This is a genomic window from Bacteroides faecis MAJ27, assembly GCF_900106755.1.
Lineage (GTDB): Bacteria > Bacteroidota > Bacteroidia > Bacteroidales > Bacteroidaceae > Bacteroides > Bacteroides faecis.
The window spans coordinates 91,189-114,366 of record NZ_FNNN01000007.1 but is presented as its reverse complement, the minus strand read 5'-3'; the positions used below and the strand labels follow the sequence as shown (position 1 = coordinate 114,366).

Genomic DNA, 23,178 nt, shown 5'->3' with positions numbered 1-23,178 from the left:
GGTTTATACCGTCCATGTCACGGTTCGTTGATATTCATTCCACATGCTGTTATAGATGCCGTTTCGGGCTATCAACTCGCTGTGTGTGCCTTCTTCGGCAATCTTGCCTTGTGCTATCACCAGTATCTTGTCGGCATCCTGTACGCTAGTCAGATGATGGGCGATCATCAACACTGTCTTTCCTTTTCTCAGCTCGTGCAGGGCTTTTTGTATCAGGTGTTCGTTTTCGGGGTCGGCAAAAGCTGTTGCTTCGTCCAGGACAACAATCGGCGCATCTTTCAAGATGGCCCGGGCCAAGACAATGCGTTGCTGTTCCCCTCCCGAAAGGAATGTTCCATCTACTCCTATCTTCGTGTTCAATCCGTTGGGTAGCCGGTCGATGATCTCCCGACTTTGGGAAAGGTCTATGGCACGTTGCACGGCTTCATCACTCGCTGCCGGATTACCGTATTTGATGTTCTCCAGCAAAGAGGTCTTGAAGAGTTTTGTATTCTGGAAGACGAAAGCGATGTGGTTCATCAGGTTGTCTTTGGCAATGTTTTTCACATTTATTCCGCCAATCGTCACACTACCTGCTGATACGTCCCAAAAGCGGGGAATGAGTTGGGCAATGGTGGTCTTCCCTCCTCCCGATTGCCCCACAAGGGCAAAAGTCTTCCCTTCGGGGAGGTGGAAGCTGATACCGTCTACGGCATTTTGACCGGCATTGGGATAGGCAAACGAAACGTTCTCGAATGTCACATCGCAAGCGGTGATTTTCTCCGGATTTTCGGCTATTGGGAGTGGTTCGCTACTCGTCAGGTTTTCCACCCGGCTTATGGCTTGATCTGCCAGAAACATATCTTGTTGCAGATACATCACTTTCATCACATTGGTTGCTATCACCGGAGTAATCAGCACATACAGGAACATATCGGTGATGATGGGGGCAATGTTTTCGCTTTTGTTGCCGATAAGCAATATGACTACGGGGACAAGTAGGAAAGCAAAGCTATTGATGGCCACCGTGTAGAGTGACATCGGCTTTTGCCAACCCAGCGTGTATTTGGTAACTAAATCCCGGTAGGCGATGATGCTGTCGTAAAAACGTTTGAAAGAGAATATCGTTTGCTGGAACACTTTCACCACCGAAATACCACGTACGTATTCCACCGCTTCGCTGCTCATATGCTCTTGTGCTCCGAGGTATTCATTTTGGAACGCCTTCTGAGCAGTTGTATTCATCCGTGTCATGATGAAGACAGCCGCCGTGAGGGGGATCAGGCACGCCAGACCAAGTTGCCAGTTGAAGACGAAGATCAATATTATAACCGACAGCGGGGCTATAAAACTCCCCGCCAGGTCGGGCAAGAGATGTGCGACAAACGTGTGGGTTTCAGAAGCATTTTCATCAATAATCTTACGCATCTGTCCGCTGGTATTCCGGTCGAAGAAGCCAAGCGGCATCTGCATGATTTTTCTCATAGCCGTACGTCGCATATTGGTTTCTACCCGGAACGCCGCTAAGTGCAAAAGCATCAGCCCGGCAAAGTAAATGACAAGGCCGGCAACGGCTGTGCCTACCGCCCACCATGCATAGACGTTGATAGGGATTCCTGAGGCAACGCTGCCAGTCAATAGTAGCGAGCGTACGATAAGCCAAATGAAGATGAACGGCATAAGCGAGAGCAGACCGCTTAATCCCGACAGTGTCAGGGCTATGGGCATAAGCACCTTGCGTTTGCCCATGTAAAATTGAAGTTTCTTTAATGTATTCATATTAATTGATTGTTTCATTGGTTTCTATCTCTTTCCCGAATAACCGGAACTTTTGGAATAACACGGGTGTAACGCAGAGGTCGGCCACGAGTGCCGATACGATACCCGCTACGGAGAGCAGACCCATGTGTATAAAAGAGAGGCCTTCGGAAGTCATGTAAATAGCGAAGTTCGCACATATCACGACACTGGTCAGAATGATTGGTGTCCCGATCGTACGGAACGAGCGGAGAATGGCATCCCGATAATTACCTCGACGGTCGAACTCCAAATGCCCGTGGTTGATGAAGTGAATGGTGTCGTCGACAGCCAAACCGAGGATCATCGGCATAATGGTTGCGGTCATCATATCCAACGGGTAGCCCAGCCATCCCATCAGTCCGCCGACCACCAAAGCCGGAGTGATATTGGGTATCAAACCGATAAGCCCGATGCGTACACTGCCAAAGACCAACATCATTAGGATGCCGATAATAAGGAGAGAGATGGCAAATGAAACCATCTGCCCGCGAGCCACGTACTGCATCATCACGGTAAATTGCGGAATACTACCCACTGTAGTGACAGAAGCTTCGGGGAAGAGCCTGGCGGCATTGGCTGCAATATCGTTCAACTCTCGTTCTACCTCGCCGGAGTCAAAACTGCTGATCTCCACCATCAGGCGCAAACGTCGATAGTCGTAATCGATCCAATATTCCGCTTCGCTACCGCCTGCATTCTCGTAAAGGAGCAGCAGTTGTGCCACCTCTTCCGGATTCGTCGGAATACGATAATAAGCCGCATCTCCTTCGTGCAGGGTTTGATTCAGGTCTTTTAGGATATTCAGCACTGTAGTCGTTCGCTTGGTTAGCTTATAGCCTTCGGCCTTTTGTGCCAGAGAGTCTAAGCGTACAAGCATTGCCGGCGATTTTGTCAAGCCGTCTTCGGGCAGGTCTATCATGACGTCGTAGGTGTAGATGGATCCCAGTTCGCTTTCACCTACTTCCAGCAGATTGTTTACATAGGCTATTTTACGTCCCATGGTGCGTTCTATGTCAAAGGCGGTCTCTATCTTGGTGAATTGATAAATGAGTGCTGCGGTAAGCAGCCCTGCAATCCATAGGATCAATGTGCCATGCCGGAGTACGCTTTCTCCCAAACGCCCCAGTTGATGGTCGAGCCACCGTCCGCCGGTTTCCTGCACTTTGGGATGAGGTTTGCCGTTCTTGCCAAAACTCAACAGCACGGGCATCAGTGTAATGGCAATGAAGAAAGCCAGCATCACGCACGAGGAGGTAGCGATACCAATGAACCGCATGGGCTGCATCGGAATAGCGAGAAACGACAGCAGGGCGGCAAAGGTGGTGAGTGCACTGAACAACACAGGCCAGCCCATTTCACCCACGGTCTCTTCTACGGCTCGTCGACGTTCTCCGTGTAGAAGGAATTGCCGTTTGAAATAGGAAAAGATATGTATGTTATAGGCTATCGAGACGGCAAACGCCAACAGCATAGGTATCATCATCATACCGCTGTCTATCGTCATGCCGACATATCCCAACAGTCCATACACAATCACAATTGAGCCTGCCGCCGTGATAAGTGGAACGACAACGCCCCGTAGGGAGCGTGTTATGAGTAACAAAATAAGAATGGAAACGAGTGCGGCAATGCCCATCACACGGGGCATCTCTTTGCCAATCCATTTCATCTTCATGGCGGTAACGTAGGGCAAGCCTGTGCCTTTGGGATGGAGCTTTTGGTATTTGTCTTTAGTGATGATATGCTCCAGCTCATTCCCCGTTAGCACTTCAGGAGAAACGGCATTCTTACCTTTATTCCACACTGAATCTTTAGGAAAGGTACGCAACTTGAGAATAATCCACGAGAGCGTACCATCTTTGGAGACAAGCCGCTCGGCAATATGTGGCTTCATATAGGCTTTGCGACGTATCGTTTCCAGACTTGCCGCATCAGTGGGAATAAGGTCAGGCACTATCTGCTCGATAGTCATTCCTTCTTCATTCCCTACCATAAATTCGATGTCAGTGAGCGAAGTGATTTTGTCGGCGTATGAAATGCTATCCATCATTTCGTTCGTGAGTTCGCGGATGAGCTCTAAGTTCTCTTTCATAAACGAATTGTCGCATTGGGTCAGTACGGCGGCAAAATTGTCATTGCCGAATATATCCTTGAATTCTTTGGTCTTGACAAGCATCGGGTCGTCTTCGAGGAAGTAGTTTTCCCACGAAGCACTCACCTTGAAATATCTTAACCCTGTAAATCCTATGGCGAAGACGAGGATAAACAAGCTTAGTACAAGCCATCGTTTTTGTACCATCCATCTGCCCTGACGGGCAAACCAGTCATTGATTCTTTCTATTTTCATATCGTTTGTTATTGGTAAGTTCATTCATTTCAACACATTCAGCAGCGTGACGAGAAATAGCTTTCCACTTTGGGGCTACATATGATAATGGTGACAATGTGCGTGGACACAAGAATGCTCTTTGTGGGCATCATGCACGTGACAACGGCAGGAGTGAGAAGTGTTCATATTCTTTCTTTTTTTTACTTATGTTTTTTATATTACTTAGTCTTGCTAACACAACATCAGCAGGTTGAGTGCCATAACCGCCATGCCTGCTACCAAACCATAGATAGTATGATGGTGCTTACCGTATTCTTCGGCAGCGGGTAGTAACTCATCAAGCGAGATAAATACCATGATACCGGCAATCATCCCGAAAATAACGCCGAAAACATGGTCATTGAGGAATGGTGCCAAGATAAGATAGCCGATGACGGCTCCTACCGGCTCGGCCAATCCCGATAGAAATGAAAGCCAAAAGGCCCGTTTACGATTACCTGTAGCATAATAGATCGGAACGGAGACGGAAATGCCTTCGGGTATATTATGTATGGCGATGGCACAGGCAATAGGTATAGCAATGTTTATATCCTTCAATGCTGCAAGAAACGTAACCATACCTTCCGGGAAATTGTGTATTGCCAGCACCAAGGCTGTCACTACATCGACGCGTAATAATTGAGGCTTTATTTCAGTCTTTCGTTCTTCCTTTAAGCTCATTTCTTCCACCCGATGCATTTCGTGTGGATTTTCGTAGTGAGGAATTAGCTTATCAATAAGTAGAATCAATACGATTCCCCCGAAAAAAGAAAGTGTGGAATGAAGAGTTCCGTCGTCCTTGCCATGTATATTGGCAAGAGTCTGCAAAGAAGAGGCAAACAGATTGGCGAAAGACATATAAATCATTACTGCTGTTGAAAATCCCAATGAAAGAGAAAGGAATGAAGTATTGGTGCGCTTAGCAAAAAATGCAATCGCACTGCCTATCCCTGTGGATATACCGGCAAACGATGTTAGGAAAAATGCTATAAGTACTGGTTGAGACATGGCTATGATGGATTGGAAGTTAGTGCGTCAAAAGAGAACAAAAGTTTGTTTTGTTCAGAAGCAAAGCGAGCCGCTCTTTGCAGGCGGCTCGCTCGGTAGGAGAAACAGTTAGATTTAGAAATAAGACGTTTCATGCTTTTGGCAACTAAGTTTAGTTCGGTCAGTCTGCGGATGTACGATGTTGGTACTTTGATCTTTCGTCCCAATAATTTCTTTGGGCAAAACCTTTCCGATACGGGAGACTGCCCTGCTTTGCGTAACCCATGACTCCTCGCAGAAGAAAAGCCCGTTGACTCCTTGTACGAGTGTTAATTCGTCGTTGCTGATGATGTTGATGATACTCATATGCTGATTATTATTTAGTGATTCTTCTGGAATGACTCGGCGTTCCAACTCCTGCATCAAACGAAACGCTGCCTGACAAGATTGCAGCATCTGTCCATGCAGGCTATAGGTGTGGAGTCGAGCAGAAGGTAGCTGATGCCTATTGTCTCGGAATCAAATACAAAAGAGATTCGATTGTTTACAATCGTACAATCATTTCCGCAAGGCTTGCATTGCAGACAAGACGAGAAACGGATGTTTTGATTAGTTATCTCTTGACAGACAGGATGTTTCAATAGTTCTGCCTTCATCTTTCATTCTTTACATTCATGAGTTTCTTCCATCCTCCCGTGCTAAAGCGAATATACTCACTGATGAAACACTCTATCTCTTCGCAGGAAAGTTCCTTATGTTGCACCACCTCTTTCATCATATTAATCCACCAAGAGCAGGTGAAGTGCATGAAGAACGGAGAAATATCGGTATGTAGTTCCGGATGGAGTCTTCTCATCTTTTCCATATATTCCATCCCTATTGTGGCACTCTTCTCAATCCACTCTTCCAAATAATCTTTGAGGCGAGAATGCTGCGTAGAGAAAAACAGCAAATTTAATTCACTTCGGTAACGAGTTATAATGCCCATAAGCTCCTGCAAAGATGCACGATGATATTCATCTGAGATAAATATGTCAAGGGAGAAATTCTCCGGTCGGTTGTGATCTTCCAGCATCCTGTACATAGCAGCCAAAAGAGGACGCAACACATCAACCAGTAAATCGTCCTTACAGGGATAGTAATTGTATATATTGCTCAGACCAATGCCCGACAACTTAGAAATCTCACGCATAGACACCGACTTGAAGCCCTTTTCGAAAAAAGCTTTCTGCGCTGTTTCCAGCAATAGCTTACGTATATAATCCTTCGTTGTTTGCATAGGTCAGAACATAATTCTTTATTTTATAACGCAAAATTAGTCACATATTTTTTCGGTTGCAATACCTTAAAATGATGATTTTTTTACTTACCATTCCCCATTTATGGTAATTCAGCAAATGAAATTTATAACTTTCAATATGCTACTCCTAATCATATCAAAGCTACAAATACTCACTTATTTACAATCTCTAGCACTCACTTTTTTTTGTTTACTTTTGTCTGTAAACCGCTACTGACGTCATTAAATACATAGTAATATGAGCAAAAAAATCAAAGACCAAGAAGTTCTTTTGGTCAAAGATCAGAAGGACGATAGCCTCCGAGCCGTAGTCGGAGCAGATGGGAAAAGCGGACTGAAGTTGCATTCTTTCAAAGTCTCCTTTGAGAGTGTCGTTGCCAGCGTGCATGTATACCAATAGACGATTACTCACTACCAATATAAGGAAAAGTTGCATGCAAATGAAATTTATCATACGCCATGCAACTTTGGAGCCAATTCATAAGAAGAGGAGCTAACGGAGAAAAAGAACTTTTTCAGTGCCCTCAGATTTCGGGCTTCCTTTTTTATTTACCTTCAACAACTCCAAATATTCTTATTACATCAATCTTCGATAGTACATACACTTACACGGTTCCAATCCGGTTCGGTAAACATGTCACCTACTCCCTGATCTTCGGCAGTAATACGAGACGTATTAATCTTGTATTTATTAACAAGGATTGTTTTTACAGCTTCTGCACGTGCGGTAGCAATTTTTGCGTTGATCTCAACATTGCCTTCTGGAGAAGCGTACCCTTTAATAATGACTTTTGAATCGGGATATTTCTTCATGTAGGAGGCTACACGTTCCACATTCGGTAGCTGTGATGCATCCACTGATGAGCGACCTTGTCTGAAAGTAATGATAGATTCCGGAACGCGGGCAGTCTTGACTACTGTTTCAATGGGAACGACCTTTGTACGACATTCTTCCAACTCTTTATGCAAACCGCTAATTCTTTGGTTAGCATTGTTTAGTTCTCTGTCACGACTGCCCACCTGTTCGCGAAGTGCATTAATAGCAACATTCAAATCATCAATTTCGCTCTGATTGTAGACTTTTACTTTAGTAAAGTAATGATTCCCAGTACTCATCTTGAAGTGATAAGTCAATCCGGCAGTCAGTTCAAATGTTGCATTGTTTGCATTGAAACGACTCTTTGCCTGATTAAAATCACCTTGCATATCATATACGATAGCGGGCTTAATTCCCAATGTCCATGCTTTTGTTTCACCGAGGTTGAAATTAAGATTCAATCCGAGACGGGTAGACCATGAATTGTCATCTCCTTTACCATTTACATAATAATGCAACCACCCCATTCCGGCAATAGCTTCTATCTCAAACAAACGAGGTTTGCCCCGATAGCTTGCAAATAGATTTATTAAGTTAATTTTACTTAACAAGCTGACATCTAAAACATCAAAAGCTGTTTTACTCGGAGTTGTATTGATATATCCCATTCCCTGAAATTCCAAACCGAAAACTAGGAGTTAATTGTTTGGATATTCCAACTCCGAAACCGGGACGCATCCCTTTAAAGAAAGAGGCGTGAGTGAGAGGGGTAACTGCTCCTGCATTCACTCCTACAGACCAATTGTCCATAAACTTTGTTCCTTCTACAACTGATTGGGCATTTACAATAAATGTTCCCAAAGTAAAAACTAATAAAATAGCAATTTTCTTCATAATCTATTGTTTTATTTTTTTCGAATGCAAAAGTAAAAAGATTGCAGAGCTTTTTAGTTGTAGGACAAAAGAATAAATCTAATACATTGATTTTTATTTTACTTATAATCAGTAGTTTGCAAAAATGGTTCAATTAATAATCTAACACATATCTAACACCCTTGATAAAATTCAAAAAAGCACTTACACTTACACCTTTAGGGTAGTCAAGTTTATTTTTTAACAACAACGAGTGAACTGATACTTTTACTCTGAATAGCAATAACTTACTGCTATTTTGTACTATTACGATTATACATATTATATAATATGCTAATAAGCAATTATATATTGTTAGGCCCAATAAAAAATATATATAAATAGCGAGCGATAATCATATAAGTTAAAGAATAATTTATATTGGTAAAATATTCCTAATCGTCCATGCAAAAAATAAAACACATTATTATATTCGCAATATGAAATGTAAGATTATAATTGGACTATCAGCTATTCTCTATTTTACAGGTTGTTATAACAGGGAACAGACCCCTCGCCTTAGTGAGGCTGAAAAGCTAATGCAGAACAACCCGGATAGTGCATTAGCAATACTACAAAAACTCAAACCAGAAGGCAACCGGGCTGAACAGGCCAGATATGCATTGCTCTATTCCGAAGCTTTGGAAAAAAAACAAATGAAAGTTACTGACGATTCATTGATCCGCCAGGCTTGGCAATATTATAAACATTACCCCAAAGATTTACGTCACCAGTGTAAAACTCTATATTATTGGGGAAGAATTAAATTACGCACAGGTGATAAACCGGGAGCATTACGTCTTTTTCTCAAAATAGAAAAGAAACTGACAGATACCGATGAATCTTATTACAAAGGGCTTTTATACAGACAGATCGGTGAAGTATATTATAAACAAATGAACTACAGCCGGGCATATCATTATTTCCACGAAGCCAGAAATAATTTCCGCCAATCGGGTGATATCCAGGAGGAGACAAAGGCAACCCTTGACATGGCAGCCGCTACTTTTCACTCAAAAGATATAGAAAAAGCAATAAGGCTGTATTCGGCGGCTCTTGACTTGGCCGATGAACATAATAACAGTAATCTGATAGAAGTCAGCCTTACTAATCTTGCATCACTATATGTGATATCCAAACGGCATATATCCAATGACCTGTTACAGCGAATCGAACTTTCCGCCCGACAGGATACGGTATATGGATATCACACATTGACAGATGTAAGTCTTTTGAAGAATCATATAGACAGTGCACGGTATTATCTGGAGCTTGCAAAGGCGCACACTACTGATATTTGCGACATGGCAGAACTACAATACACTGCATACCATATCGAAGCGCAGGCTAAAAATTTTGAAAAAGCAACGGACAATGTACATCGCTATATCTACTTGAACGATTCAATAATGCGCTCAAACATGCAATTCTCCGCCGGTATGGTCGAGCGGGACTATTTTAAAGAGCGAACAAAATTCGCCCAATACAGAATGAAAAACCGGACTGTCTGGGAAATAGCTATAGCAGCCGCTACCTTTTTTATTATTGGAATTGCCTGGTATATCGTCCGCCAACGTTTACGCATGCAACGTGATCGTACCAACCATTATTTGTTATTGACAGAGAAAGCCAATTCCGAGTACAAGGCTCTTACTGAACGCGTGAAAGAACAGCAGACTACGGAAAGTTATTTAAGAGGATTGGCTGCTTCACGCTTTGACATTGTCGATAAACTTGGAAAGACCTACTATGAACGTGAAAATACAACATCGCAACAGTCAGTCATATTTAATGAAGTAAAGCAGATAATTACAGATTTTGCAGAAAGCAATGAAATACTGCAAGAATTGGAAAAAATCGTAAACACTTGTCATGACAATGCCATGTACAAGCTCAAGGAAGATTTTCCGACCATGAAAACTTCTGACACCAGGCTGTTATGCTATATTTTTGTAGGATTCTCACCACAAGTAATTAGCTTATTCATGAAGGATACGGTGGCTAACGTATATGCTCGAAAATCACGGCTCAAATCACGTATCAAATCTGCAAAAATAGTAAATAAAGAACTGTTTTTAAATCTTTTGGGATAAAACGGTACATTATTTACGGTAATATATTTTTGACAGGTAAAGGCGCATTTCAGTAATTATATGGATAAAACAAGGAATATGCTTGGCGAGATGAAATAACTATACACAATCCATCTTATAAGTTGTGATCAAGAAAAACAATATCAAAACAGATTTGAACAGTCTTCTTAAAAAGGCAAACAATCTACTTTTGCTTATATATTTGGAGAAGTAGCTAATTTGAAACATAATGCTTTAAATATATCTGACGGATACAATTCAGGAACAGATAACAGTTTATTTTTTTATTATATAAGAACATGCAAAAAAAGAATTTATTCGGAATACTTATTTTAATTGCTTATTTCGCTTCCTGTAATCAAATACATAAAACCCACTATGAGAATGGATGGTATCACATCCTATCACAGCAAAAAGACAGTATTGCTAAAGAGTCTATTGTAACAGTAAAAGATTTTGTTTCGTTACGAATGGATTCTGATGAAAATGGGACATGCGTAATTGTGGGGCAAATAAGCAAGCATAAACTAAAAAAATGGGCAAAAGAAACAGAAAAGGCAATTGGCAAACATATAGCTTTTGTACTTGACGATACGGTAATCACAAATCCAAAGGTGAATGCAAGAATTGAAAACGGTGTTTTTCAAATATCGTTACCTCATGGCTACGATTTAAAAAACATATATAATAAAATTAGGAAAGAGAAAATAGATTCTATTGAAAGTATATTCAAAGGTTGGGAGAAAGATTCCATCTATTACTCATCCAAAGAGAAAGCCGATTCAATTGTGTTTGCGATAGACTACTGGGAGGCTTCTGAATGGGTGGATATGTCGGTCAATCCCGAAGATCATTATTGGTGGGGAGATTTAGATACTGCCACCTACAGCAAATTAGAATCTGCCTTATGCGAAGAAATTGCCAAGCCAAATTTCAGCAGCCGTGCAGAAGATTATATGAAGTTGGATACATATAAGAGGTACAAGGCGTATCTTTGCGAAAATGCAGACTATATTAATCTCATGTTTCAAGGTTTCTTGTTTACAGAACCGGCTACCGGACTATGCGGGTTTCTAGTGGATGATATAGTGAGAAGCCGATATCCCACTGCCCCAAGTATTCGGGTAATGACCTTAAAGATAGATAACCAAGATGACGAGATGTTCGCCAAGTTGAAATATCAGAAAGCTATTTGGCGGTTGATGAATAAAGAAAGAGATGCGAAGAGTAACAAGCAATGAGAATGGTAGCTATGAGTAATTTGAAAAACAAAGTATTAACAGCAATGGGTATCATAAAATACTCATTTGGTTTCTGACGATTATTCCTGTCGGTATTCCTTTATGTGCTATTATTGGGCTTATGTATGGTATTAAAAATAAAGATACAATATTTACCAAATGCTCTGCCGTAGCTTTATTTGTTGGAATAGCTTGTATTGTTTATACTCTATTAGTTATAAAATCTACGTAGATTGAAATATTTACCAAATATGTGAATAAAAGATTATCAATAAATATAGGGAAACAAACCAAAGGTGTATGGATATAAATAAGGTTATTAATGATGTCTTCAAAATTGTACTAAATATTTTATTTGTATTTACAAAGAGTTATTTGACAACATAGCACCGCAAATCGCTGAAATTTGCACGGTTGCTAATTCGTTACCTCTATTTCTCAAATACTCTGCTAAAAGTTTATTCTTCAATCGGTTAAATCCAACCGATGAAAATCTAAAATAAAAATACACGATAAAGATATAAAAGAAATCGTGTTTTGTTTAGGTAGATTTTACACCGCTCGATATGCTTAAAAATTATCGTCAAAGTTGTAACGAATAAATCAGCAGCTTCCATACTCTGTTCACTTTCTTGGGAATAACCCAACAGATGCTTGACATCCTCTCCTTTTTTTTGGGGGGGGGTAAAAGTTATTTTTTTCTCCTGAAAATAAAATGGCCTTGGTAGTCTTGAAGTCCTATATCAACTTTTCATATTCATAACTGATTAAATATTTAACTAGTAATATTCGTTACCAGTTATTTAGTGGTGTTCAGATTGCCCCTCTTCATTCACTAACCAATCCTAAATCGTTAATGTGATTCGTCAGTAATTAGCAAATTTCCTTAATATTTAGTCCCTCCAGACTATTATTAAGGCAAGAAAAAACAAATCCGTTTAATTCGGAGGCAAAGTCAACAGTATACAGATAGATGAAATCTCCTTTATAGAACATATCTCCTTTACGGCTTTTAACGAAGTAATACATTTGAAAGACTGTATTCATTTACAACAACTGATCAAAGTTAGGATTAAGGTACTTGCTGCGGATTCAAGCTACACTAATAATATCAATTTAAAAAGTTTTACAAAACACTTCTTTAAGTACAAGGTCTGAGCTATCTAAATTGCTCCATTTCGTAAGATTTGATGGTCAGAACTCAGCCATGAAAGTGCTACCAGATTGAAAGGAAGTTTTAAAATGTAGAAATAATATTATTTACAGACCAGAATAAAAAGCCAGAAACAGGGAAGTGGAAATATTTTGGATTTTCTTTGGAGTACATACGTTCAATGCGGTATGTATGATTGAAAAGGTCACGAAGAAAAAAAAAGAACGGCAGCATAATCTGACTAAAATAAGAGGAGAGAGTGGGTGAACTTCACCTAAAAATGAGGTATATAATGCATGGATGGAAAAAATAGGAATATGTAAATGATATTCTATAAAAAATGGAAGACTGGGGCTTTTCGAAAAAATGAAGAGAAAAAAAATTATATAAAGTGTTTTTTTTATTAACTTATAGGAAAGAACATCTTATGAAAGAGAATCAATTTATTTTTCAAATCATTCGTATTTGTTTGTGTCATAAAAAGTCTTAAAACAAAGTTTATTTGAATATTAGATACTCATTATATCTTTGTGCCTTCAAACAAAGAGTACATTAAATCAGAACAAACAGCCGTTTGCACGAGCATTGAATTTAACTTTATAATAAATCTAGCTGTGTGGTGAGAGATGAGACTGCTAGCGAGATAATCTATTTATTAGAACTTAAGTGCCCCTATTGCATGAGTGAATGTTCAAGAGTATGGCCTGAATGATATCAAATGAGTACAGAAAGCGACTCGAAACGATATGGAAGATAGCTATATGATACCCTCTAAAAGTAAATCTATCAAGAGACGTCAGACGTTTATGACAATGTTTTTTTAACAATACGATGTCACAACACATAGCTTTTGTAGATGAGTTATTTTAAGATAATATTGGTGACAACAACCGACTTTTGTATGGTACCTCATTTCAATATCCTTAAGTTCGTCAGTATCCCCTCGGAAAACGTTTTGTCGTGGACTTGCGAGTACCTATCTCTTGCTGTTCAAGAAATCTTGTGCTATAGAAGATTTATTGTGTATGGTTTGAACACACGTTTTTGATCATCCACAATTATAGTTGAGTGATACCACCTTCAACTTGTAAAAAGAATGTTCCGTTTGTTGGATAAAATACTTTTTGAATTGGCCATCCTTTCTTGATTTTTATAGAATATGCTAAAAATACATTCAATTTTTACTTTGAATGGCTCATTCACTAATTAAGAATAATATTATAGGGAATATATGGTATTTGTGAAATATCATAAAAAGGGTCTTTTTCAAACACTGTTAGGGATACTGTAACAGTCGGTGTTATAATAGTGTATCACTCTATTATGAAGATTGACCATATAATCAGAATTAGCAATGTGAAACATATTTTTTTAAGTTTGATATTGGAATAATATTGTTTTTTTATGCTTTTCGAACAGATGTTAGTTCAATGTGAGATAAAATAATGTTTCATAACACTAAGGTGTTGATTGTTAGATGTATATGAATTGAGGTGTTAGATTTTTAAAATCATTTTATAATTCAAATACAATTTCGCTTTATTATTTTTGCTGGCAAAGAAAAAGTAAGAAAAATCTGACTTTTTTATTTATGAGTACTCATTAGCATTTTATCTATTAATTTAAATTTATCAAAAATGAAAACTAAACCTTTTTTAAAATCGATGGCATTAGTGATTTGTTGCTTAACTTCTTTTGTATTGGTATCATGTGATAAGGATGATGATAAGCCCAATTTAAAAATCAGTCCTAATAAAGTAGAAGTTGCAGTTGGTAAAACGGTTACTGTGTCTGTTAGTAATGGTACTGCACCATATACGACGAAATCAAGTGATGCAAAAATCGCAGTTGCGAAATCAGATAAAAATGCGATTGTAATTACCGGTGTAAAAGATGGTTCAGCAATGATAACTATTACGGACCGGAAGGGAGTTACAGGAAAAGTTGCTGTAACTGTAAGAACTGTAAAAGAGACCCCAAAAACTCCAAAAGGACTGGATTTTGATAAACAATCTATTACTGTGAGTGTTGGAAAAGATGGTATAGTAACAGTAAAAGGTGGTGCACAGCCATATTCTGCCGTTGCGAAAGATGTCAATATTGCTACGGTATCAGTCAAGGAAAATAAAGTCAACATAAGAGGAGTTAAGGCAGGAAAAACTACTATTACAGTTACAGATAAGGATAAGAAAACGGGAACTATCAATGTGACGGTTAAATAGTTTTCTTTTTTTTCTAATTTTATTGTAATGCATAGCGAGTGAGACGAAGATAATTTCGTTATATACTGCTATGCATTTACAATAAGTCTTTGTATATAATGATCTTGCGAGTTATAATTAACCTCAAATTATATGTTAAATATTTTAAATTATGAAATTGATTAAATTGCATTTATTGGTAGCAGCCATGATAATAGTAACATCAGGCTGTGTTGGATCTGGGAAGAAATATAAACAACAAGAAAATAGTGCTGCCGGAGTAGTGGATAGCAAAAACAAAGATTGTTATGGCACCTATGAAGGCATATTACCTTGTGCCGACTGTGGTGGCATCAAAACGACATTGAAAATTAATAGTGATGCAACTTATGATTTGCGGAGTGAGTATCTGGGTGAGGAGAATGGTATTTTTGAAGAGAGCGGTGTATATAATATGATAGGCGAAAACATCATTGAACTGGTTACTCCTTCATCGGGTGCCAAAACATATTATAAAGTTCTCGACGACGCAGTGGTCTTGTCTGACAGTACGGAAATCTTCAACAATAGCGGGCGGCTCGCAGCACAATATATATTGAAAAGACAGTAATGTTTATGTGTGATAGGACATGTGATTTGTTTAAGGTAGGAAATTTTAACATAAAAAGGTGCCTATTATTTCTTGTCTGTATAATGTTATTAGTTGCTTGTGGTGAGAATGATCCGATTGAATCCCGGAATCGACATCCCAGGCAACAGGAAGAATCTCATAGTGAACAATCCGGATCAGTTCCCGCTGTGGCTAAAGAGGATGTTGCAGCTTATTTTAGATTTGATATGTCTAGAGATATAAATGTTGCGTTAGGACTTGTTGAAGCACAGAAAGAGACGCTGCAGATAAACGGGAAAATGATAAAAATAACTGAGGCTGTAGTGAAAAGGAAAGATTATCAAAAAGGCTCATTTGTGCTATATGTTACAGGCACGGTAAATGGTTCACCTTTTAAGAATGAATTCACTTTTACCGGCTTTGTGAGCAAACCTGACGATTATCAAATGGTTAATGGTGCACAAGCTGAGTGGAAAGCAAATGCTGATTATTATGCAAAGCTTGATTTTGATAGCTTTTACAGATTACATAAAGTGAACATGTTTACAATTGAGAATTTAGGCCGGTTAGTGGACTTTTATTCTATAAATGTAGGGGGAGAAAAATATCTTTTTACTCTGGAAGATCTTGAGAAGACGGTTCTTGAAGATATAAAATATGAGCAAAATCAGCTTTCTTTCTATCTTAGGTACAATAATAGTAGGTCTAAAAAAAGAATATCACTTCTGTTTGACAAGAATAAATATTATGAAGGAAAGGTTACTGTAAATACAGATTTTATAAAACAGAAGTATATGAGAGGGATATATGAAAATCCATCTCTATTTAATGGTCACATTTTTTCATATGATGAAAGTGCGTATGCTGTGGAAATCAGTACAACTCTGAAAGAAAAAAGCGACACAGGCAACATGCTTACACTACATTTAAGCATGTATGCAAAGGGTAATGGTGGCTTGTTGCTTGCAGAATTTGATAAAATATTCACCGGTTTTAAACCCTTAAGTGAATTGAAGAATGAGTTGATAGCCTACTCAACACCGGATTTGCATGAGTTTGTGAAAAATAAACTTAAGAATAGTAATTATGGTGATGTGAAAAATAAGTTTTCCAATTCTATAGATAGATGGATACAGTATGTGGAATTTGTAATTAAGGATCATGATTCATTGCAATGGGAAAAGAATAAATGGAGCAAGAACGTCTTGAATGGTCTCTTTTCTTCTGTAAAGGATATATATTTGGATAATGTAAGATTTGAACTTAACTCCGCCCAATTAAAGGAGATTGGCGGAAAGCGTTTTTTGTATATTGTTTTTCAAATGATTGGTGCTAATGATTTGGTATTGACGAGTGACGCTATTCTTTTTAATATGTCCATACACATACCTTCTTCGTTATAAAATGATTTGTGACAAATTGATCCGGTCCAATATTGTGTTTATATTTAAATTGAAATTCACAATGATATCTAAGACAAAAATATTCCTTTTTTTTCTTGCAAGAGCTTTATTTATTAATGCACAACAATAAGAAAAAAAGAGGAAGTAAAAAATGATTCCGTTTACTAACTTCAGGAGGGTAGTAGTAGCCTCTCTCGACCAATAAATATAAAAAAATCTTTCTATTGGAATGAAGACAAGATAAAAGCTGGCATATCTGTACAAGGAAATTGGCGTAACCAAAACTTTCCAGGTACACTTCCGCAAAGAAAGAATATGGTAACCGGAACATTTGAACGCGATTTCGACATCAATCCTTTCTCTTATGCTTTGGGAATGAGCCGTACTTTGCGTCCTCGAAATATCAACGTGAACTGAAGTATTATCGTAACAATTGGACACCGTTCAATTTTAAACGAATTTAAAAACAATTATATGAGAATCGAAGTACTTGATTTTAAAATAATAATGCTCATCGGTCAAAACTTATCAAGAGATCATTACTGAATATTTTCTGGGAGAAGAATCATTTTGGTTTTAGGGGGCATCTTACACAGGCCCTCCAATATGAACAGGAATAAAAATAGGAAGATTTATTATAGCCTGTTATCATACAGCCGGTAACGATGTGTCGATTTATTTGATTCCCATATCAAAATAATCGGGACAATATATTTAATCGTACTTGATCGTAAAATCATCATTTATAGGTATTGCGTACAATTATGCAATCTGCTATCTTTACAACCTAATGGATAATGCAAGAAAAAAGCGGAAATACAGAGCCATAGTGGCATGCTTATTGTTGCTGACTATGATGCCTTTCTTCTTTGTGAAAGCCTTTCATGTTCACAAAGAAGATTTATGTATATCTCATGATGAGCAACAATCTTCCCATCATGATTCTGCCGATAAATGTGCTATCTGCCTGTTCACTTTATCTTCATTTACCGAAGCCGAGAGCTTTGAGTACAATTGCGTTCAGACAGAGAACCCCGTTGAATATCTTATCCAAAAGGAGAAGGACATTACTGTTACTTTTCCCCTATTGTCTCTCCGCGCTCCTCCTGTCCAACTATTACAATCCCTCTCATGGGTTGCATGCATTATAAGATGACATGTGAAAGAGGGATGCTGTGCCCTTTGGTTATCTTAAACAATTTATAACTTCATTACAATTTTCGTAAAGTATGACATTTCATGCATATTTCCAATATGTGTGTCTATTCATTGTCTGGCTGTGTGCAATATCTCCTACAAGGATGTATGCACAGAAATACCGACAGCAATCAGATACACATAGGACACTGTTGGTTGTAGATAAGGAAACCGGACGTCCGATTGAAGGAGCTTACATCTTATTGGAGAATCAACCCCTTGCCAGTTCAACCGGAGGAAGAATCATTATCCCTTGGAAGACAAATTCCAAGGATACAGTTCTTGTACAGAGTTTGGGCTACAAATCTCAATATATATATTTGAGTGAGGCATTCAAAAAGGTGAATATTCAAACAGTATATCTTTATCCGGAGATAAAAATTCTGGAAGAAGTCATTATTACCGGTGAGTGCTCCGGAGTGACTCGGAATACGGTAAGCAACAACCTTACTTCCTTCGCAATCAATCGCGCATTGGGAACTTCTCTCACCTCTCTGCTTGAACAGGTCAGTGGCGTAAGTTCCATCAGTACGGGGACGACAGTTGCCAAACCTGTCATCCAAGGAATGTATGGCAACCGGATATTAATCATAAACAATGGTTCCCGCCAGACAGGCCAACAATGGGGAGTTGATCATGCTCCTGAAGTGGATATGAACGGAAACGCTTCCATTCGGGTGATAAAAGGTTCTGACGCGGTACGATATGGTTCAGAAGCTTTGGGAGGAATTATTGTCATGGAACAGGCTCCCTTACCCTTCCGGAAGAAGGCCTTGAAAGGAAAGACTTCCATACTTTATGGAAGTAATGGTCACCGTTATGTGCTGACCGGACAGTTGGAAGGCACTTTCCCTTTTCTCCGTGACCTTGCCTGGCGAGTACAGGGGACATATTCAAATTCCGGAGACCGTTCCACCGCAAACTATCTTCTAAATAACACTGGAGCCAGAGAACATCATACCTCCGCTTTACTCGGCTATGACCGTGGACGTTTAAGAATAGAAGGATTCTACAGTCACTTTTACAACCGGACGGGAGTAATGTTCAGTGCCCAGATGGGAAGTGAAGATCTGCTGGCAGAACGTATCCGATTGGGACGTCCCCTGTACACAGATCCTTTCACGCGAAGTATCGCATACCCATATCAAAAAGTTACCCATCAGACAGCCATTGGTAAAATGAAGTTCAGTATGCGGAACGCAGGAAATCTTTACTGGCAAAGTTCCTGGCAGAAGGACGACCGACAGGAAAACCGCATCCGGCGTCTGGGTTCCGACATTCCAGCTGTTTCCCTGCACTTAAACTCATTACAAAACTCTCTCTGCTGGAAATTGAATTATAATTCATGGCAAACAGAGGTTGGGGGACAAATTATGTTCATTGATAATCACAGTCAGGCAGGAACAGGTATTGTTCCCGTTATTCCCAACTATACGGAGACACAGATGGGAATATATGGTATCGGGAAGTATAATTACAGTAAAGGAGGAATTGAAGCAGGTATTCGTTTTGACGGACAGGAAACCCGTGCCAGTGGTTATGACTGGACAGGAAGTCTCTATGGAGGAACAAGAAAGTTCAATAACGTATCATACAGTCTGGGAGGTCATCATCATTTCTCTGACCAATGGAAGCTCACTACTAATTTCGGGCTGGCCTGGAGAGCTCCTCACGTGTATGAATTATATAGCAACGGAAATGAACTCGGATCCGGAATGTTTGTCAAAGGAGATTCTACCATGCACTCCGAAAGGAGCTATAAATGGATATCTTCCATCAGTTACAGCAATAAGGTATTCAGTGCCCGAATGGACGGTTACCTGCAATGGATAAGCGGCTATATCTATGATGAACCGAAGAAAGAAACCATCACTGTTATTTCGGGGGTATACCCTGTATTCCAATACAAACAGACCCCGGCTTTCTTTCGCGGAATGGATTTTGACTTTCACTTCATGCCCATAAATTCATGGGATTATCACCTGATTGCTTCTTTTATACGGGCAAATGAACAGACGACAGGAAATTACCTTCCTTATATCCCCTCTTCCCGTTTCAGCCATGACCTCTCATGGCTTCACGAAACCAAATCGCATTCCAAATTACGTTTGAGTATCAGACATCGATTCGTGGCAAAACAGACCCGGTTTGACTCGAATACGGATCTTATTCCCTATACCCCTCCGGCATACCACCTCTTGGGGTTCGCTGCTAGCTTTGAGTGTCCTGTAAAATACGGATACAAACTACAATTCATGATAGCGGCAGACAATATCTTGAACAAAGAATATAAAGAATACACTAACCGTTCACGCTACTATGCACATGACATGGGATCTGATGTACGTTGTGTAGTGAACTGGAGTTTTTGATTTATAACAATTATTATTAACCAAATAAATAAAAAATGAAAACAAATGTATGTAAAATCGCATTGATGTTCCTGATAGGAACAGCTCTTTCGTTGTTGTTCAATTCATGCAGTAAAGATCCTGTAATTCCTGAAAATGAGACAGATAATAAATTGCATGAAGATCCTTCCAAAATGACTATCCGTCTTGTGGAATGTCACCTGCATGCAGACTGGAATGAAATACAGAAAGTCGGTGGACCTCACCAGAATCCGGAATCTCCGGCCAAGCACATGAAACGTATTCAGGAAATAACTTATGAGCTGAAAGCCGGCAAGGGTTGGAGGCTTGCCGAAGGCAGTCAAAGCAAGTTCTACGTGCAGAAAAATGGAGACTACTATACTTATGGGAAATACACCCCGGCTCCCGTTTATTTGATGTTCATCTATTACTATAACGCCAAAGGAGATTTGATGAACAGCCAGTTTATAGAAAACGGGCAGGATAATATTCATCAACATTTCTTCACGCCTGAAAATGTAAAACCCACATTTGACGGTCAGCCGGAAGCCGATGACAATGAACCGCAGAAATTGGTGGATTATCTTTATGTGGACACTACCCCCTGGGACAAGACCAAACATAGCAAGGAAGCTGAAATAACAGGAGACAGTAACCCGATAGGTTTGAAAGGAGTTATCCGTTTTTTGAAAGACCGTAAGGAATTCGACCTGAAAATTCGTCTTTATCACGGCTACAAATCCAAGGGCAATCCGGAAACAGGTACTTTTGATCCGTTCTATAAACCTTCCGGAATATTGATCCAGCGTGGTACATGGGATATCAACCTAAACATTCCGGTAGTGGTGTTCTGGAGCCGTGAAGAGACTGTGGGGGTAGACGAAGACACGAACCCCGAAGGGGTGGAAGAAGACGGGCTTGATGAAAAAAGTAATCGTGCCATACATTCAATTATGGGAACCTTCAATCTTACATGGAAAGAAGCGCTTGAAGAGTTTATAATTTACACTTATAAGTCAGGGGATGTGGAAGCCGGAGCGATTTGGCTTTGAAAATCGGTTTGGACTGCCATAAGTAACCATAAAACTGCCTGTTGTGACATTGGTGCCGGTATTGTTTCAACAGGCAGTTGTTCCTGTTAAACCGTTTCATCTTTTTTTGCAAGAATGAAACGGAAACAAGTGCCATTCGGCAGTGTCTCCAATGAGAACTGCCATAGGGCATTGAAAAGAAAATCATCTCGTGTTATAAACGATTAAATTCATGCTGTTTATTAGAATATTCAATATATTGTGAGATAATGAGTCATAATATTGTAAGATTATAAGAGGATTTGATTCTATGAATATCAGGAAATGGTTATTTACAATTCACATTTAAGATAAAATAGAGATTTTACAATGGAAGGCTATAATAAAAAAGTAATAATGAGTTATTGGACAATTTGCAGGATGAAAACAACGAAAAAAATCTACGTAAAGGTTAGCATTATCTTTTTATTGGGAGGAATTTTACTTTTTTCTTCATGCGAGAAGGAGGAAAATCAAAAGATAGAAGCCAACCGGAAAACATTATTCATGTATTTGCCATGGTCCTCAAATTTGACGAACTATTTTTATAATAACATATCTGACCTGGAAAAATGTATAACGAAAATAGGGCTGAACAATGAGAAAGTAATTGTTTTTATTTCTACCGGTAGTACGGAGGCCATGATGTTTGAAATTGTGTCTTCTCACGGGAGATGTAAACGTGAAATACTTAAAAAATATAAGTCTCCGCCTTTTACGACAATCGATGGGATAACAGCAATTTTAAATGATGTAAAGGCATTTGCTCCGGCTTCTGTTTATACCATGATTATAGGATGTCACGGTATGGGATGGCTTCCTGTTTATGAGATGAAAGTGCGTTCCGCACCTCACATGAAAATGCATTGGGAATATCAGGGTGTTCCATTGACACGTTATTTTGGAGGACTGACCGCCGAATACCAAACAGATATAAAATCTCTAGCCTCCGGTATTGCTAATGCAGGCATGAAAATGGAATATATTCTATTTGATGACTGTTATATGTCATCTATAGAGGTTGCCTATGAATTAAAGGATGTTACAAAATATTTGATTGGTTCTACCAGTGAGATGATGGCATACGGAATGCCTTATGCCGCTATTGGGGAATATTTACTGGGGAATCCCGATTATCAATCGGGATGTGAAGAATTTTACAATTTTTATTCAACCTATGAAATAATGCCTTGTGGGACATTAGCAGTAACGGACTGTTCAGAACTGGAGAATATGGCAGCCATCATAAAAAGTATCAATAGTAAATATTCTTTTGACAAATCCCTGAGGGGAACAATCCAACGTTTAGATGGTTATACTCCTGTAATATTTTATGATTTTGCAGATTATATAACCTCACTCTGTAACGATCCTATATTATTAAACCAATTTAGAGAGCAGCTAAATCATCTTGTTCCATATAAAACCCATACAAAAAATTTCTACACTATGGCCAAAGGTATTATTCCTATCAATACATTTTCCGGTATAACAACATCCGATCCGAGTGACAATCCTATGACTGTGCTGAAAGAAAATACATTATGGTATAAAGCAGCGCATAATTAAAGTTGATAATAAGATGAAGAATACTAAACTCCCAAGCCTGCATATTTTATAACTTTTTGGTTATTGTCTGTTTTTGGAAATGGTATATATAGGAATTGAGAACTAT

16 protein-coding genes and 2 pseudogenes are annotated in these 23,178 nt (G+C 39.1%); 11 read left to right on the top strand and 7 right to left on the bottom strand.

Features of this window, described 5'->3' with window-relative positions; translation table 11 throughout:
- Positions 1 to 3 precede the first annotated feature (3 nt).
- From BLW31_RS08235 to BLW31_RS08210, 6 genes are all read right to left on the bottom strand, one after another.
- On the bottom strand, positions 4 to 1,758 hold the full coding sequence (locus BLW31_RS08235) for an ABC transporter ATP-binding protein (RefSeq protein ID WP_004309913.1): 1,755 nt from the start codon (positions 1,756 to 1,758) through the stop codon (positions 4 to 6).
- Position 1,759: 1 nt separating this feature from the next.
- A complete protein-coding gene (locus tag BLW31_RS08230) occupies positions 1,760 to 4,126 on the bottom strand; it encodes an efflux RND transporter permease subunit (RefSeq protein WP_004309914.1) in 2,367 nt (788 codons plus the stop codon).
- Positions 4,127 to 4,339: 213 nt separating this feature from the next.
- Positions 4,340 to 5,155, bottom strand: coding sequence for a zinc transporter ZupT (gene zupT / locus BLW31_RS08225; RefSeq protein ID WP_004309915.1), 816 nt, complete (start codon positions 5,153 to 5,155; stop codon positions 4,340 to 4,342).
- A gap of 114 nt (positions 5,156 to 5,269) precedes the next feature.
- Complete coding sequence (locus BLW31_RS08220; RefSeq protein ID WP_004309916.1) at positions 5,270 to 5,500, bottom strand: hypothetical protein; 231 nt, start codon at positions 5,498 to 5,500, stop codon at positions 5,270 to 5,272.
- A gap of 56 nt (positions 5,501 to 5,556) precedes the next feature.
- Positions 5,557 to 5,790: a hypothetical protein gene (locus BLW31_RS08215; RefSeq protein WP_004318707.1), complete on the bottom strand. Its 234-nt coding sequence runs from the start codon at positions 5,788 to 5,790 to the stop codon at positions 5,557 to 5,559.
- Positions 5,787 to 6,413, bottom strand: coding sequence for a TetR/AcrR family transcriptional regulator (locus BLW31_RS08210; RefSeq protein ID WP_004309917.1), 627 nt, complete (start codon positions 6,411 to 6,413; stop codon positions 5,787 to 5,789). The genes BLW31_RS08215 and BLW31_RS08210 overlap by 4 nt, the downstream gene beginning before the upstream one ends.
- Before the next feature lie 259 nt (positions 6,414 to 6,672).
- Here BLW31_RS08210 and BLW31_RS24430 point away from each other — a divergent pair, with 259 nt between their 5' ends.
- The gene (locus BLW31_RS24430; RefSeq protein WP_004318703.1) at positions 6,673 to 6,834 is read left to right on the top strand and encodes a hypothetical protein; all 162 of its coding nucleotides are present in this window, start codon (positions 6,673 to 6,675) and stop codon (positions 6,832 to 6,834) included.
- Positions 6,835 to 7,016: 182 nt separating this feature from the next.
- On the opposite strand, the pseudogene BLW31_RS08205 reads toward BLW31_RS24430, so the two are convergent.
- A pseudogene (locus BLW31_RS08205) lies at positions 7,017 to 8,145 on the bottom strand (OmpA family protein).
- 458 nt (positions 8,146 to 8,603) lie between these two features.
- Between BLW31_RS08205 and BLW31_RS08195 the strand changes: the two are divergent.
- The 10 genes and pseudogenes from BLW31_RS08195 (at position 8,604) to BLW31_RS08145 (ending at position 23,072) form a co-directional block, all read left to right on the top strand.
- Positions 8,604 to 10,256 carry a tetratricopeptide repeat protein gene (locus tag BLW31_RS08195; protein WP_070750381.1) on the top strand — a complete coding sequence of 551 codons (1,653 nt, stop codon included), beginning with the start codon at positions 8,604 to 8,606 and terminating at the stop codon, positions 10,254 to 10,256.
- Positions 10,257 to 10,555: 299 nt separating this feature from the next.
- Positions 10,556 to 11,497 (top strand): SecDF P1 head subdomain-containing protein, encoded by a 942-nt coding sequence (locus BLW31_RS08190; RefSeq protein WP_004311519.1) that lies wholly within the window; start codon positions 10,556 to 10,558, stop codon positions 11,495 to 11,497.
- Positions 11,498 to 14,287: 2,790 nt separating this feature from the next.
- On the top strand, positions 14,288 to 14,872 hold the full coding sequence (locus tag BLW31_RS08180) for a pilus assembly protein N-terminal domain-containing protein (protein ID WP_004318691.1): 585 nt from the start codon (positions 14,288 to 14,290) through the stop codon (positions 14,870 to 14,872).
- Positions 14,873 to 15,023: 151 nt separating this feature from the next.
- Positions 15,024 to 15,461: a copper resistance protein NlpE gene (locus tag BLW31_RS08175; RefSeq protein ID WP_004318689.1), complete on the top strand. Its 438-nt coding sequence runs from the start codon at positions 15,024 to 15,026 to the stop codon at positions 15,459 to 15,461.
- Complete coding sequence (locus BLW31_RS08170) at positions 15,461 to 16,864, top strand: hypothetical protein (RefSeq protein ID WP_004318688.1); 1,404 nt, start codon at positions 15,461 to 15,463, stop codon at positions 16,862 to 16,864. The genes BLW31_RS08175 and BLW31_RS08170 overlap by 1 nt, the downstream gene beginning before the upstream one ends.
- A gap of 204 nt (positions 16,865 to 17,068) precedes the next feature.
- Positions 17,069 to 17,368 (top strand): annotated as a pseudogene (locus BLW31_RS24425) (hypothetical protein); the annotation flags it as partial.
- Positions 17,369 to 17,654: 286 nt separating this feature from the next.
- A complete protein-coding gene (locus tag BLW31_RS24740) occupies positions 17,655 to 18,020 on the top strand; it encodes a hypothetical protein (RefSeq protein WP_008017067.1) in 366 nt (121 codons plus the stop codon).
- Between the two features lie 73 nt (positions 18,021 to 18,093).
- Entirely contained in the window at positions 18,094 to 20,433 is a 2,340-nt protein-coding gene (locus BLW31_RS08155) for a TonB-dependent receptor (RefSeq protein ID WP_004318683.1), read from the top strand.
- A gap of 35 nt (positions 20,434 to 20,468) precedes the next feature.
- Positions 20,469 to 21,485 carry a hypothetical protein gene (locus tag BLW31_RS08150; RefSeq protein ID WP_004313753.1) on the top strand — a complete coding sequence of 339 codons (1,017 nt, stop codon included), beginning with the start codon at positions 20,469 to 20,471 and terminating at the stop codon, positions 21,483 to 21,485.
- A 399-nt stretch (positions 21,486 to 21,884) separates the two neighbouring features.
- Positions 21,885 to 23,072, top strand: coding sequence for a clostripain-related cysteine peptidase (locus BLW31_RS08145; RefSeq protein ID WP_008771494.1), 1,188 nt, complete (start codon positions 21,885 to 21,887; stop codon positions 23,070 to 23,072).
- Positions 23,073 to 23,178: the final 106 nt, after the last annotated feature.

Excerpts from the sequence above, each read along its gene's own strand:
- BLW31_RS08235 (WP_004309913.1), bottom strand. The coding sequence starts at position 1,758 with ATGAATACATTAAAGAAACTTCAATTTTACATGGGCAAACGCAAGGTG.
- BLW31_RS08230 (WP_004309914.1), bottom strand. The coding sequence starts at position 4,126 with ATGAAAATAGAAAGAATCAATGACTGGTTTGCCCGTCAGGGCAGATGG.
- zupT (WP_004309915.1), bottom strand. The coding sequence starts at position 5,155 with ATGTCTCAACCAGTACTTATAGCATTTTTCCTAACATCGTTTGCCGGT.
- BLW31_RS08220 (WP_004309916.1), bottom strand. The coding sequence starts at position 5,500 with ATGAGTATCATCAACATCATCAGCAACGACGAATTAACACTCGTACAA.
- BLW31_RS08215 (WP_004318707.1), bottom strand. The coding sequence starts at position 5,790 with ATGAAGGCAGAACTATTGAAACATCCTGTCTGTCAAGAGATAACTAAT.
- BLW31_RS08210 (WP_004309917.1), bottom strand. The coding sequence starts at position 6,413 with ATGCAAACAACGAAGGATTATATACGTAAGCTATTGCTGGAAACAGCG.
- BLW31_RS24430 (WP_004318703.1), top strand. The coding sequence starts at position 6,673 with ATGAGCAAAAAAATCAAAGACCAAGAAGTTCTTTTGGTCAAAGATCAG.
- BLW31_RS08195 (WP_070750381.1), top strand. The coding sequence starts at position 8,604 with ATGAAATGTAAGATTATAATTGGACTATCAGCTATTCTCTATTTTACA.
- BLW31_RS08190 (WP_004311519.1), top strand. The coding sequence starts at position 10,556 with ATGCAAAAAAAGAATTTATTCGGAATACTTATTTTAATTGCTTATTTC.
- BLW31_RS08180 (WP_004318691.1), top strand. The coding sequence starts at position 14,288 with ATGAAAACTAAACCTTTTTTAAAATCGATGGCATTAGTGATTTGTTGC.
- BLW31_RS08175 (WP_004318689.1), top strand. The coding sequence starts at position 15,024 with ATGAAATTGATTAAATTGCATTTATTGGTAGCAGCCATGATAATAGTA.
- BLW31_RS08170 (WP_004318688.1), top strand. The coding sequence starts at position 15,461 with ATGTTTATGTGTGATAGGACATGTGATTTGTTTAAGGTAGGAAATTTT.
- BLW31_RS24740 (WP_008017067.1), top strand. The coding sequence starts at position 17,655 with ATGGATAATGCAAGAAAAAAGCGGAAATACAGAGCCATAGTGGCATGC.
- BLW31_RS08155 (WP_004318683.1), top strand. The coding sequence starts at position 18,094 with ATGACATTTCATGCATATTTCCAATATGTGTGTCTATTCATTGTCTGG.
- BLW31_RS08150 (WP_004313753.1), top strand. The coding sequence starts at position 20,469 with ATGAAAACAAATGTATGTAAAATCGCATTGATGTTCCTGATAGGAACA.
- BLW31_RS08145 (WP_008771494.1), top strand. The coding sequence starts at position 21,885 with ATGAAAACAACGAAAAAAATCTACGTAAAGGTTAGCATTATCTTTTTA.